Origin of the sequence: Enterobacter sp. MF024, from assembly GCF_005843915.1 — a bacterium.
Lineage (GTDB): Bacteria > Pseudomonadota > Gammaproteobacteria > Enterobacterales > Enterobacteriaceae > Enterobacter > Enterobacter barmai.
The window spans coordinates 52,069-66,676 of sequence record NZ_VCBB01000002.1 but is presented as its reverse complement, the minus strand read 5'-3'; the positions used below and the strand labels follow the sequence as shown (position 1 = coordinate 66,676).

Annotated in this window: 8 protein-coding genes and 4 pseudogenes; all 12 read left to right on the top strand. The window is 46.3% G+C overall.

Translation table 11 applies throughout. From position 1 onward, the window contains the following. The first annotated feature begins 102 nt into the window (after window positions 1-102). Window positions 103-1,065 carry a transcriptional regulator FtrA gene (gene ftrA, locus FFB58_RS05515; protein WP_138369287.1) on the top strand — a complete coding sequence of 321 codons (963 nt, stop codon included), beginning with the start codon at window positions 103-105 and terminating at the stop codon, window positions 1,063-1,065. A gap of 306 nt (window positions 1,066-1,371) precedes the next feature. Further along, entirely contained in the window at window positions 1,372-2,337 is a 966-nt protein-coding gene (locus tag FFB58_RS05510; RefSeq protein WP_138369286.1) for a glycosyltransferase family 2 protein, read from the top strand. A 23-nt stretch (window positions 2,338-2,360) separates the two neighbouring features. Beyond that, the gene (locus tag FFB58_RS05505; protein WP_138369285.1) at window positions 2,361-3,008 is read left to right on the top strand and encodes a class I SAM-dependent methyltransferase; all 648 of its coding nucleotides are present in this window, start codon (window positions 2,361-2,363) and stop codon (window positions 3,006-3,008) included. After that, entirely contained in the window at window positions 2,995-3,849 is an 855-nt protein-coding gene (locus FFB58_RS05500; protein ID WP_138369284.1) for a hypothetical protein, read from the top strand. The genes FFB58_RS05505 and FFB58_RS05500 overlap by 14 nt, the downstream gene beginning before the upstream one ends. A 5-nt stretch (window positions 3,850-3,854) precedes the next feature. Beyond that, a complete protein-coding gene (locus FFB58_RS05495) occupies window positions 3,855-5,621 on the top strand; it encodes a DUF2142 domain-containing protein (protein ID WP_138369283.1) in 1,767 nt (588 codons plus the stop codon). A gap of 396 nt (window positions 5,622-6,017) precedes the next feature. Next, window positions 6,018-6,458 (top strand): annotated as a pseudogene (locus FFB58_RS05490) (Arm DNA-binding domain-containing protein); the annotation flags it as partial. Between the two features lie 87 nt (window positions 6,459-6,545). Beyond that, window positions 6,546-8,528 carry a hypothetical protein gene (locus FFB58_RS05485; protein ID WP_138369282.1) on the top strand — a complete coding sequence of 661 codons (1,983 nt, stop codon included), beginning with the start codon at window positions 6,546-6,548 and terminating at the stop codon, window positions 8,526-8,528. A 299-nt stretch (window positions 8,529-8,827) separates the two neighbouring features. Further along, window positions 8,828-9,852, top strand: a pseudogene (locus FFB58_RS05475) (IS3 family transposase); the annotation flags it as partial. Window positions 9,853-9,930: 78 nt separating this feature from the next. Further along, window positions 9,931-10,101, top strand: a pseudogene (locus FFB58_RS23035) (integrase); the annotation flags it as partial. After that, window positions 10,083-10,545, top strand: a pseudogene (locus FFB58_RS23030) (GNAT family N-acetyltransferase). The pseudogenes FFB58_RS23035 and FFB58_RS23030, both read left to right, overlap by 19 nt. Before the next feature lie 138 nt (window positions 10,546-10,683). Further along, the gene (locus tag FFB58_RS05460; RefSeq protein ID WP_286172540.1) at window positions 10,684-11,799 is read left to right on the top strand and encodes a DNA cytosine methyltransferase; all 1,116 of its coding nucleotides are present in this window, start codon (window positions 10,684-10,686) and stop codon (window positions 11,797-11,799) included. Window positions 11,800-11,808: 9 nt separating this feature from the next. Beyond that, window positions 11,809-14,574, top strand: a complete 2,766-nt coding sequence (locus tag FFB58_RS05455; RefSeq protein ID WP_138369280.1) for a hypothetical protein — start codon at window positions 11,809-11,811, stop codon at window positions 14,572-14,574. The last annotated feature ends 34 nt before the right edge of the window (window positions 14,575-14,608 follow it).

Here is a 14,608-nt window from a genome sequence, read left to right as displayed (position 1 = left end):
CTCCATAATTGAGCCTTTACTCTACGGCTGAGCAGCAGTTTTGACAGCTGGCAGAAATGCCAGATAACATCAAGATCATGACAAAAAGCATTGAGTGCGGTGATGAATAATCCTCTGGTGGTTGCGCTGGCCTATGACGGGCTCTGTACGTTTGAATTCGGCATTGCCGTTGAGATTTTTGCCCTTGCCCGCCCTGAGATGGGTGATAACTGGTATCGCTTTGCGGTAGCGGGCGTTGAGCCGGGAGAGCTGCGCGCAACGGGCGGCTTCAGGCTGGTGGTCGACGGCGGGCTGGAGCTGCTGAGTGAGGCCGGAACCATCATCGTTCCCGGCTGGCGGGGGGCGGATGTCCCGGTGCCCGCCGCGCTGTGCGAACAGCTTGTCGCGGCGCACCGTCGAGGCGCCAGGATCCTGTCGATTTGTTCCGGGGTGTTTGTGCTGGCCGCCGCAGGATTACTCGATAACCGCCAGGCCACCACCCACTGGCGATACACCGACCTGCTGCAGCAGCGTTATCCCGCCATTCAGGTAATGCCTGACGTGCTGTATATCGATAACGGAGACGTGCTGACGTCCGCCGGTAGTGCGGCAGGCATCGATCTCTGCCTGCACCTGGTGCGCCGGGATTACGGCAGTGTCGCGGCCAACCGCGTGGCGCGTCGGCTGGTGGTGTCGCCACATCGCGATGGCGGCCAGGCCCAGTTTATTCAGCAGGCTGTCCCTGTCGCCTACGAAGGCCATCGCCTTGGTGCGCTGTTTGACTACCTGCACGCCAGGCTCGCGGAACCCCATACCGTCGGGTCGCTGGCGAAATTTGTCGGGATGAGCCCGAGAACCTTTTTGCGCCGCTTTACCGCGACAACCGGTAAAACGCCCGCCCAGTGGTTGCTACACACCCGCCTGAGTCGCAGCCAGGATCTGCTCGAGAACAGCCGGCTGTCGATTGAGCGGATTGCGGGGGAGGTAGGATTTGGTAGCGTGGCGACGATGCGCCATCACTACAGAAACCAGCTGTCGACGACGCCTGCGGCGTACAGGAAAGGCTTTGCTGAGCCAGCGGGATAAGTACGAAAAACGGGCAGAATGTTATATAAGGTATGGTTGGGTAGATAGCACTTATATTCCTCTGAACGCGTTGGATATATCACTTTTATTCTCGCTTTATTCTGTTTTTTAAAACAGACAACCGTGGTTAATCAGAATATATCGCAGCCATTTTGCGATCCGAATAACACTTTTCAGAGAATAATCATTAAAACAAAACCTCTGCGATGCGAAATTTGTAAAGCTAACTTTTTGTATATAAAGTGTAACCTTCGATAAGGAAGCGGTATAAAAAATCAATCAAAAAGAAATGTAAGGTGAAGGGTAATGAAATTAATCATACAAATTCCCTGCTTTAATGAAGCTGAAACACTTGCAATTGCTTTGAATGCCCTGCCCAGACAGGTTGCCGGTTTCGACACGGTTGAATGGCTGATTATTGATGATGGCAGTACCGACGATACCGTTAACGTGGCCAGACAAAACGGCGTTGATCATATTGTTAAGCATGCAGGTAATAAAGGACTGGCTAAAGCCTTTATGACCGGTCTGGACGCATGTCTTAATTTGAATGCTGATGTCATTGTCAATACGGATGCTGACAATCAATACAGCGCTGATGATATACCGCTTCTTGTCGCGCCTATCCTCGAACACCGCGCAGAAATGGTTATCGGTGAGCGACCCATCACTACCATCGAACATTTTTCTCCCATAAAGAAATACCTGCAGAAACTCGGAAGCTGGGTTGTCCGGGTAGCAAGTAACACCAATATCCCCGATGCGCCGAGCGGTTTCAGGGCAATGTCGCGAGAGACAGCGCAAAAATTAATGGTTTTTAACGACTACACCTATACATTAGAAACCATTATTCAGGCGGGTCAAAAAAACATTACCATCACTTCAGTATCAGTACGTGTCAACGAAGATTTGCGGCCTTCACGCCTGGTAAAAAGTATTTCGTCCTATATCAAAAGAAGTATTATTACCATTGTCCGTATTTTTGTTATTTATCGCCCATTCCGCTTTTTTGGCACAATAGGCACCGTGCTGTTTACGGCCGGGTTCTTATTAGGCCTTCGTTTCCTTTATAAATACCTGACCGGCGACGGTGATGGTTATGTTCAGTCATTAATCCTGGCATCGATACTGATGGGAATGGGGTTTCAGACCATCCTTGTCGCGTTTGTGACGGATCTTTTATCCGCCAACAGAAAGCTGCTTGAAGATCTGCGTTTTAAGGTCGCTCAACGGGAGACCAGCCCGAGAAATAAATCTGATAATAATGACTAAGAACAAAAACAGAAGAGGTAATTATGGGTTTTAAAGTATCGGGTGGAAAGTCAGAAGACGGCGTTGTTTTCGGAAACGCTTTCGACAAATACGGCTCTAAAAATCCCATTGTAAAATGGATGATGAAGGGTTTTGACTCCTCTCTTGAAAACTTCGTTACCCTCGCTAATCCACAAACAATTCATGAGGTTGGCTGCGGCGAAGGTTTTTGGGTCAACAAATGGAACGGGCAGGGATTACAGGCTGTCGGCAGCGATTTTTCTTATGATGTTATCTCTTTAGCGCGAGAGAATGCGGCAAGCGCGGGGCTTATACCTGATGTGTTTAACGCTAAGAGTATATACGATCTCAGGCCTGAAACCGACAGCGCGGATCTCATTGTCTGCTGTGAGGTTATGGAGCATCTTGAGGATCCAGACCGCGCGATGAAGGTTTTACAAAGTCTGGTTAAACACTATCTCATTGTCAGCGTGCCACGTGAACCGGTGTGGTGCGCGCTCAATATGGCCCGTGGAAAGTACTTAAAAGACTTTGGTAATACGCCGGGCCATATACAACACTGGTCAAAAAATGCCTTTATCAAGTTCACTGGCCGGTATTTCAAGGTGCTGGAAGTCTCTTCTCCTTTCCCCTGGACCATGCTGCTGTGCGTGCCGTATGACAAAAAGTAATTTACGCAAGGCGCTCAATTATGCTGGTAGCATTATTGCCCTGTTGAGTGTCCTGTTTGTTGCGCACAGGATCCACGCATACTGGGCGCAGGTTCCGGATAACACCTTTACGGTAAAGTTGCTGTTGTTAATTCTGCTGCTGGCATGTGTTTACGGTGCAGCGAACATTATACTTGCCTCAGCGTGGCGGGTGCTGATGACTGAGCTTGAGCAGGCTATCAGCGCCCGGGTTGCAACCAGGATATACGGCCTGACGCAGCTGGCGAAATATGTGCCGGGTAATATCTTTCAGTTTGCCGGCAGGCAGTTTATGGCGATGTCATATGGCTTTTCCGGAAAAGCCATAGCCAAAAGCGCATTTTTGGAATTACTGCTGCTGGTTCTGACCGGTGCCGGGTTTGTTCTGTGGATGTTACCCTTGTTGTACCCGGCATTAACCATTGTTTATGGCCTGTCGCTCTTTGTGATTACCGCGCTGTTGTTTGCATGGAGCCTTAAATGGCGAGGTCAGGGGGGGTTAATCAGGGTGGTAGCCAGGTACTTTTTATTCCTGCTTATCTCAGGCACCGTATTCCTGTGCGTATTGTATTCAATTGTCGATAGCTGGACACTAACTCCCGCAATGGTATTTCCGCTTATTGGAGCCTATGTCATCGCGTGGCTTGCAGGGCTTGTCACACCGGGTTCGCCCGCTGGGGTGGGTATCAGAGAATTTTTGTTGATTCTGTTGTTGAAGCCTTTCTTTGCTGAGATTGATATCGTCATGGCGGTAATTATAAGTCGAATTACGACGGTAGTTGGCGATTGCTTCTTTTATTTATACTCTCTCACTCTGAGATGACTGTTATGATTAAACAAAAACTCAGCGTTGTTTTAATTGTTATTGCTCTTTGTTTGTTTTATCTGATGCTGGGCATCGGTTATTCACAATCCTATAATCCAGGTTTTTTCCCAGATGAGTTTGCTCATATGGGATACATTGTTGATGTGCTGAAAAATAACTTTCCCGATTACAGGGAAGGCCTCATTTTCTCGAGTAACAAACTAAACTACCTGAATCATCCTGCACTCTATTATGTGATTGTGGGCGAGCTGGCCAAGCTGTTGGATTTGCAGGATGCTTTTGCAAATGTAGGCCGATACGTAAACATGCTTATTTCGGTTATCATAATTGCATTAACATGTCGAATGTTATATCAGACGACCAAATCCAGCCTCGCGACTTTTCTGGGGGGGGCTTTTTTATTAGTTATCCCTATGTTTGTGCTATTAGGAAGTGCGGTCAGTAACGATCAGATCAATACGCTTGGCTGTACTCTGGTTATCTACGGACTGTTAGGGTTAATGGAAATTGACAAAGAAAAGAAGCCCTTAACATCGTGGATCCTTTGTATATGTGCAGGCGGTATTATCGCCTCACTCACAAAAGCCACCGGTTCGCTGGCAATCGTGTGCATGCTGGTGAGCGTTGCGATTTTCAATTTTTCCCGAGTGATACAGCTTGTAAAGAATCTGTCTGTAAAACAATGGCTAATCATTGTCGCCTCGGTCGCGATTGTGGTTGTCTATTTTATTAGCGTGCATAAAATTTATGGTGGGTTTTATCCTGCGCCTCAGGGCACGCCTGCGACGTGGTTTTTTGTTGAAAACCCCGATGCGAAACGGCTGGCCTTTTCAGATTTTGTTGGCAATTTTCTCAACGGGAATTTAGTAACTTTGACTATTCCCTATGGGCATATTTATATTGCAGACAGTGAAAGCAGAATCGTCGTCGTTAAAGCTATCTTGATTGTGTTAACTGTGATGGCTGGATATGTATCAATCAAAAAATCCTCCAAAAAGGAAAGTTACTTTGTTATCACATCCTCTTTGATTGTGGCATTTTTCATTTTCTTCATCATATACCTGTTCACCATCAGAGACATGCATCTAAAAACAGGCTACACGGGTGCAATGCAGGCCAGATATTTCTTTGGTTTTTTACCCGTTTGTTCTTTAGTCATAGCAAAGGTGATCGCGTACCTGCGTAGTAAGATCATAAAAGGCGTGGTTGCTGTGTTGATGGTAACGGGTTTAATCACGGCGACTTACCCTGCGACAGTAAAATTTTTAGACCTCCGCATGTGGCAGTCCGTGACGATTGTTGAGCAACCTCTGTTTAATACCAGCTATGGCTATCTTACCAATGGGCGTCGGTTTGAACAGTCGATCATGGCGGAAACGAATTCTCTCAGAGGGGTCGAGTTGATGCTGGCAACCTTTGCGCGGCAAAACCATGGCCCGCTAACCCTTGCGCTGTTGGATAATTCAGGAAAGGTTATCGCAAGCCAGGTCGTCAAAATGGAAACGCTCAAAGACAATGCCTACGCGTGGTTTGATTTAGATGGGGTGAAGATCACCCACAATCAGCAATATGTATTGCGCCTGACCTGTGATGAGTGTACGCCAGATAATGCCGTCAGCTGGTGGGCCATAAAACAGGAATTTGAAGCCCCGATCTTTTTACTTAACAGATTTGGGCCGGGTGCCGGTGACAAATATCCGAAAGGCACAGCTTACGTAGATGGTGTTAAAGTGGGCGGGGCGTACTCATTCCGACTTTACTACCAGTAAGTTTCCCTGCAATAAAAAATCCACGCAAGCGCGTGGATTTTTATATTTAAAGAGCCACAGCGTGCGGCTCGCTTAAGACATCAGACGTTGAACCGTGATTTAACAATTATCTTATTGATATAAGTGTTTTATTTTATTCATATTTTTGTATGTACTTATCATTGTACTCATTTTGGAGTTTGCTCGCATTAGTATCGCGAAGGCCGTAGGTTCGACTCCTATTATCGACACCATTTCAAACGCTTCTCAAGTCTATCGAAATCAACACAAAGCCCGTATACAGTGGTTTATGACCCGTGTCTTATCTCCTGTTATCAACTGGACTTAACCGGAATCAAGTCACAGTTGGGGGTATAAGTGGGGGCATTATGTGTTCGGTCCAGGGAGATGCCCCCAATGAAGCTTAATGCGTGACAGGTAGACACTGCTAAACCCAGAGAGAAAGCCTACAAGTGGGTAGACGGGGCTGGTTTGTATCTTGAAGTCGTTCCCTCTGGTTCCAAGTACTGGCGGATGAAATATTGCTTCAATGGAAAAGAGAAGCGTTTGGCTTTTGGTGTTTATCCATCAGTGTCTCTTGCACGAGCGAGGGCACTACGTGATGAAGCCAAGAAAAAGCTGGCTGAGGGCATCGATTCATCTTTTGCCAAGAAAGAAGAAAAACTGGTTCGCGATGTGCAGCTCAACAACACGCTTCAGGCTGTGGCGCTTGAATGGTACGGAACAAAGGTGAGCCAATGGGTAGAAGGCTATGGTGGTTTACATATTATGGGACTGGAGTTTACGGCTAGGGAGGCGATAATGTGGATTGCACCGCGGGTGTTGTTGGCACTGCTTGTGATAGTGATGCGGATAAGGCAAGCAAAGCATGCTAAGTTTTTAAATTGCTTTGCGCAGATTACTATAAGGAATTAACGATTAACTATGCTTAACATTCCAGTGTTCCGCCCATGGCGCTCGATTTGGGACACTCAACTCAGCGATAAGATGACTAAGCTTGATTCTATTGCCGCGCGGAGGCAGCGAGGGCGTCAAAGACCTCCAGCACTTGAGGGTCTGAGTGATCACACCCTGATTCTTGCTGCTCTTAATTTATCACGGGCGCGATTGGACTCCCCTGAGATATTGCACCAAAAAATCGAACCTTTGCTTTTGGCATGTGTCTGGCCACGCTGGTTGCTCCTGGAAGAGGCGTTAGACCAAGCCTCCACCACAGGTGACCTACATTTGGCTGCTCTAGTGCTTCGAACCCAGATAGAAGAACTCGATGCATTAAATGTCGTTGCGGAACTCTTTGAATTTGGCAAAAAGACTCCATTTGACAGTGAGGCTGTGGCGGTAAAAATTCGTTTTCTCCAAAGTCGGGTCTTACCTAGGCTGGAATCAAAAAATAGGGAGGAGCTGACTAATCAGGCTTCAGATAAAGAGATAGCCGATAAACGTCATGAAAGTCTGAAGCTGGCTTTCAACCAACTTAGTGAATATGTCCATCCTAACTATGGTAGCCACATTCTATCTGTGAGGCCTCACTCCACTGAGGCCGCAACTATTGTAGCTGACGCTTTTATCGTGATTTATGAAGCGTTTTTTCAATTGCCATGGGTTGAAAATGACAATTGCGATCATATTGTTTTTTTACCTTTGAATCAGACATCCTCAATTGATCCTTTCCGTATCTTGGCGGATGTCACTTTACCCATCCTCAAAAAGACATACTCTGTGGAAATGGGGCATAGAGAAGCAGATTGGAAGGACGCAGAGGGGACTTTTCACCATTTTGCTAACTGCGAGTCTAACTGGGAAAGCGCTTTTGGTACTCCGCCGACTTGGCCAACAGATGTTGAGGCAATCAAGGCTTTGAGAGAGAGCCAGCTTTCACCAAGTCTTTGGCCTGACTCACTTAAGACAATTTCAGGGCAGAATCGATATTCGTTCTTAATTCAACAAGAATTTCGACTTGCTCAAGCTGCTAATTCTTTACCTATACCGAATGGGTCGTATGAGGGTAATGAGCAGCTCTCGATCCTAGTTCCGAGTTTGAGCTTCAGCATCGAGGTAATTGAGTACAAGATGTGGTCTATGGCTCGTCAAGCGGCGAGACTTGTTAACGCAGACAGCGTTCTCGGGGTGACGCTACTCGTGCGCTCAATGCTTGAGCATCATGCATTGGCATTCGAGTTAGGGGAGAAATTAACCAAAGCTAAAAATGAGGTGGAAAAGTCTGCCCCTAACTCCGGAAAAATTTCGGAATTATTGGCGAACGCTGAGAAACAATTGGCACGAGTTCTTGCGGGAAGCTCGAACTTGTCTGGTGCAACGTCCGAGTGGCAGCACCTGTGGCGAGAGTCTATCAAAAAGCCGTATAACATACTAACTCCACTAGGGACAATGAATTCAAAACAACCAGGGGTGCTCAGCCAGTACGGTTTCTTGTCCCATGTTGCGCACGGTACAATTGCTACCGGAGGTGATCTTTTGGGGGGCGGGGGAGAAGGGTGGAAGTCAGGTCATAAGATAATTCTGGCACAATTGACACTTATGCTTTCAACGCTATGTGGGATTGAGGCGATGATGGATCGCCAAGTAGCCTCTATGCTGACCGGATCTTGGCTCGACTCGCTGCGAGAAAAATCAACTGACCTCGGAAAAAGTATCAAGGCGAAGCGAATACTTGAAGGTCAAAAATTGAAATTTGGAAGGGATATTTTTGGAGTTGGAACCAAAGATGATCCTTACCGCTTTCGCGAAGGATTGGACTATCATCCGTCATTTTATCACTACTTGTCACAAGAAGGTTTAAAGGTGGACAGTCGCAGTGTTGCCCTTTTTAAGGGAGCATGTGGAGATGAGGTCAAGCTCGATGATGGAAGTGTGCTGTACTTTATGAATTCCCAGTTGAACATCTGACTCTAAGATGAATATGTTCGTCTGAGTTGATTACCGTCCAAGGTGGCAAATTGGATCCGTTCTGGAATTATATTCTAAAGCGTTATGATTGCCGCCTTTTTCTCGCTAGTTTATTTCAGACCGGCTGAGGCTGAGGAGTCGAGTACTTCAGACCATCCCTCGCTCGTCGTTAGAAAAAGATAGCTTTGGGTTGTGAGTTTGTAAGTATCCCGGCAAACCGAACCATTCACTTTTAGAGATCTTCCGACATACTGATTATGTCCCCTGAGGAGATCGCTATGCGTAAGATCCGATTCGGGGAAGTCTGCAGAAAGATGGGCATTTCTGAGGCCACCTTTTACAACTGGAAGAAGAAATTTGCCGGTCTGGGTGTGACGGAACTGCGGCGCCTGAGGCAACTGGAGGATGAAAATCAGCGGCTGAAGAAACTGGTGGCCGATCTGAGTCTGGATAAGGAGATGCTGCAGGAGGTACTGAAGCAAAAGTTCTGAGGCCGGCTCAGAAGCGCCAGGCGGTGCATTTCCTGCAGGAAGCATACCGTATCAGTGTCCGCCGGGGATGCGGATTACTGATGCAGAGCAGAACTGTCTACCACTGGCAGAGCCGGCGTGACGATCGGGCGATAACCCTGCGTATCCGGGAGATCGCGGAAACCCGGATACGCTATGGTTGTCCGCGTATTCATATCCAGCTGCGGCGGGAGGGCTGGTTTGTTAACCATAAGAAAACACACCGGATTTACTGTCTGGAAGGCCTCAACCTGCGCAGAAAGCGCCCCCGCAGACATGTCAGTGCAGCACAACGCCAGCAACGTCCGGTCCTGACCCATATCGATCAGTGCTGGAGTATGGATTTCGTGTCGGATAATCTGTTTAACGGACGGCGTTTCCGGGCGCTGACTGTAGTCGATAATTTTAGTCGGGAGTGTCTGGCGATCCATGCCGGAAAGTCGCTGAAAGGCGAGGATGTGGTCGGTGTGATGGAAGGGTTGCGGGTGCTGGGTAAGCGCCTGCCGGTACGTATTCAGACAGATAACGGCAGCGAGTTTATCTCAAAAAGTCTGGATAAATGGGCGTATGAACACGGCGTGACCATGGACTTCTCGCGCCCCGGAAAGCCGACAGATAACCCGTTTATTGAATCATTTAACGGCAGTCTGCGGGATGAGTGTCTGAACATTCACTGGTTCCTGTCACTGGAAGATGCGCAGGATAAACTCGACAGCTGGCGCAGGGAATATAATCATGAAAGGACGCATTCATCATTAAATGACATGACTCCGGCTGAATTCATCCGAAGTCTCCGGAAAGACGAAGATCTCTGATTTAGCACTGCACTGATTTTGGGCCAGGGTCAAAAACCCGGAGATCTCAAAAAGTGCGTGGAACTAAAACGGGTATGCTTACACCCATCAACAACAAAGAAATAAGAGAAACTGGTTTGCGATGGACAACTCAACAACACGTTCCAGACTGTGGCACTTGAATGGCATGCGACGAGATTTGGTCGATGGTCTGAAGGATATGCCTCTGACATTCTGGAGGCTTTCAATAAATACATTTTCCCCTTCATACAGGGCATATTCTTACCTCGTTCTGTTGTGGAGTGGATTCTATGGATAACTGGCTAAAACAGTGGGCGATGAAGAACCAGCTTTCCGTCGCATCCCGCACGTTTGTCTGCTTCGACGATGCTAAGGTGATGTCTTCCTACTCGCTGGCTTCAAGCGCTGTAACAACAAATACTGCCCCCGTGCGCTTTTGTCGCAATATGTCTTGCCCGATCCCCTTCTGGTGCTGGGACGCCTAGAGGTGGATAAATCGCTACATAGGCAAGGTATGGGGCTGGCACTGATACGTGACCTCGAGTTGCGGGTAATACAGGTGGCGGAAACCATCGGTATTCGCGGGACGCTGGTTGATGCGTTGTCTGAAGAAGCGCGGGAATTTTATCCGCTGAACCGTTGCCGATGGATCCGATGTTGCTGATGAGGGATTTGGTGGGAAGCGCTATCTGAAGAACGGCCATTTAGTAATACCTTAACAACAAAAACACCACTTTCCCCTCAAAAGCTAAGTATATTGATGTAAGATTCTTTACTGAGGGGTATAATCTTTCTCTATGATTTTATGGCGAATTAACAACCAGTTACGGTTTGTTAGAAGAAGATATTTGGTATGGGCGTATGAGCAGTGTTTTTGAGAGAGAGAACGATAATATTCGGGTACTTTCACTTTTCTCCGGTTGTGGTGGTATGGATTTTGGAATTACCTCAGCTGGTGGAGACATCGTCTTTGCCAACGATGTCGTAGAGAATGCCTGTAAAACATTAGGAAATTATTTCCCCGATACTGATGTCAGACATAGCGATATCTCTCAAATTCAGTCTTTTCCAGATGTTGATATTGTTGTTGGTGGCTATCCTTGCCAGTCATTTTCAATGGCAGGTAACAGAAAACCAAACAATGACGACAGAACAAATCTTTATAAACACTTTCTACGGGTATTAGAGACCGTTCGGTCTAAGTATTTTGTTGCTGAGAATGTTTCTGGCTTGAAACATTTGGGAGCCGGTAGTTTTCTGGAACAACAGCTCACAGCATACAAAGCTGCCGGATACCAGGTCAGCTATCATATGGTAAACGCAAGGGCTTATGGCGTACCTCAGTCACGCAAGCGTTTGTTTATCATTGGTGTCAGAAACGACCTGGGGCAATACTTTGAATTTCCTGCTGAAACACATGGCAAAGCGACAAAAAAGAATCCTCATTTAAAACCCTATGTTTCACATGGTGAGGCTATTAGGGATTTACCACTATGGCCTGAAGGTGAGTTTTACGAACGACCACATGATCCTGAAGGGCATTTCTCATGGTATTTCATGTCCCGAAATCGTAAAGCTCTATGGGACAGCCCTGCTTACACCGTCGTAGCTAACTGGCGTCATGTGACATTACATCCTGCCAGCCCGGTGATGAAGTTAACATGGTCAAACCTGGAGGATGGCTGGAAGCAGCGCTGGGACTTTTCTGATGAATATGAGCATCTAATTGTTGATACTTCTCGTCCCAAACTGGAACAGGCAAGGCGGTTATCATGGCGGGAATGTGCACGAATACAAACTTTTCCACAGGGTTTTGAGCCTGTAGGAGACGTCGAGTCAAAATTTACCCAAATTGGTAATGCTGTTCCTCCACTGCTGGCTGAGGTACTTTTTCGGCATTTATTTTCTGGTACTGGTTTGAAAATGATGACAGCGAACGGTAATTAGGCGGTGAGTATGGATGATTCTTTCCCGGTTACTTTAGAAGAATGGAATGCTGAACTAGTAAAGATCGTCTTTCTTGAGTCTTCGCATACGGGCTCGACTTTAAGCCGAATTGATACTACGGGCCGCATTTTTGAGCAACTTGCAGGTCCACGTAGCAAAGAGGATGCTAAGCGAAGTTTCCTGATTTCGTTTGGAAAAAAAGCGTCTAAAATCCAGGATGCTCTCAGAGATGAGTCGCGATTAGACATTTTAGCGCAAATAAAAGGATACCCTACTTATTTTGCCGTTTTATATTTAACATTACTTGCTGCCAGTGCTGATGATGAAACACATGACGAAGGGGATTTTCGGGTTCGATTTTCTGTGCTGCTTGGCTTTGATAAAAATAAAAAATTTGTTTTTACTGAATTACCCAACTTATGGGAAAGGTTAGAAAGATGGAGTAGTAAAAGACAAAACTGTACCCGTTTAATCTTGCCAAGGCCATCAAAGCATGAAAGATTGATTGGGTATTCCAAGAGAATTGCTTTTCCCTGCTACAAAGATGAGGTCTTTTTACGGAATATTCTCATCGATAATAAACTAGATAACTATTCAACTTTTGAATCAGTTAATAAGGTAGTACATCAATATATATATTATTTTAGCGAGGTTTTTAACCAAGAGTTTATTGAGTTCAGAACATTACTTTCAAAGGCTGCCATGCAGCAGGCTTATGACTCTCCTTTTTGGGGCGCTGTTCGTGATATCACTGTACATACGGAGAGAGAACAACTCAAAGAGAATGGTAAGTATTGTATTCACATGGAGTTTAATGATTCAGGTAATCCGGAGATTTATCTTCTTATGGATGACGCTGCTGCTACAGCCTCAGAAATCCAGCATTATTACTCCTTGCCTAATGAAATAGAGAACTATAATAATATATATTACGAACGAGACATAGGCACCACATTAAATTCCTTGGATTTATTATTAAAAAAACGGAAGGGTTATTTCTATAAATCACGAGTGGGAGTCGCATTGCGGTCTGGGTGTTTACCGCTTTTTCGTGATGATTTTTGTCATATTAGTTCAGAAGGAGAATATTATGAAGATTCTCCAACCTATTTAATACTTCATCATACATATGCAGACAGTGTTTTCACTGTCTTGAAGAAGGTTGGCGAAAGAGTACAACGTCGGGATATTAAATCTACCAAATGGTCGATAGTTTCTTCCGATAAAGTTGGCAGGCAAACGCTGGATAAGATTGCCCGTTTGTTACCAGAAGAAGCCCGTCGTTTTCTAATACAGGGATGGCAGCCTGCTCGACCTCGTATGTCAGGTGCAGCGCGATTTGGACAGGCTATACTGCTTAACCCTGCCAGTACACCGATAATTCATATGCCTGAAGTACTAAGAGGATGCTATGTCATCAGCAATAAAGACGGAGAAGAATTAACTCATGGCTCGCTATCTCAGGGAGCTGAAGGATTATTCATTTCACCAGAGGAGTTGATGGAAATATCTGGTCAGGCATTTTGTCGCTACGAACTTACGTTAGCGCATTCAGATATCCCAGTAAATTTTGATGTGCACGTGTTAGATCATGCGCCTTACGCCACTTATTGTAAAATTTCAGAGCCACATGATTGGCTGACTGATGGACCATCGGGAGTATTAATGGCGTTAGGGGATACGGCAGTGATCCCCCCACTGAAACGCGAAGAAATAACGCCATTGAGTGGTGCTCAGATGTTATGGAAGTATGAAAATGGCTTTCCTGTAACATGTCAATATACTGAATTACATAATATACCCGCAGCATTTGACTGGATCGCTGAAGCGCTGGCCTTGCGTTTTCAACGCCGTAGCACATTGCCTTTTGGTGAATTAAAAAAACATATTGAACCGGTATCACAGGTAACGAGGATACCCGAATGGCAATTGCGTCGCATGCTCTTTGCCGCTGGCTGGCTTTGTGTAGTACAACGACGTCATGCGCCATATTCGTTAGTCTCATTGGCTGAAAGAACCATTTCCGTTGATGTCACTGAGCAGGGAATTGTTGCTCGAATTCTGGGGATGTTTACAAGAAGTGAACGTAATCTTCTACAAGAAGCACTTAATAACGGTGAGCGAATAGGGCGTCGGTTAGTTGAGGATAACGGCTGTTCAATGGGTTGTATTGAATTGCATCTGTCAGCCAGAGAGCGTGTCCATGCTTTCATTGAACAGTTTGGGTTACGTTTGGTTAATCACGACGATTTCCCCGTAAATGCTTTGAGCGGAGTATTGCTACCGATGTCTCAAATGCAGTTTACCCCGGCTTTACCCCCGGATCTCCATGTGTCGCTATGGCAAGCTGAAAAATACCAATGGTCAGAAGAACAGCGGATTACTCAAACGGCAAATAATCTATTGATACGGTGTCAGGAAAAACAGCGTTATCGTTATTTTATTAGGCAGAATGCTGGATACTGGCAAACCGATAGCTTCTCCTGGGCCTTAATGGCTCAGATGATATGTTCAGGAGAAACGGTTGGTGTGCAAAAAGGCGATAGTGGCTGGTGCTGGTCAACGAAAATTATTGCGTTACCGCCCTCCGTTTTACAGTGGTGGATCCATGTTGCCCATGGATGCTTGTCGATAGCAGATAACGGTGGTTACTTATTTGCAGGGGGGAAAGTTCCACTCTGGGACAATGTAATGACCTTCCCCTCCTGTCAACGAGCGTTGGCACGACGGAACAGAGCGCTGACAACACGCAAGTTGCGCAGAACCTTACAGTAATTTTACAGAATCAGGTGGTAAGGAGAACGTTTAA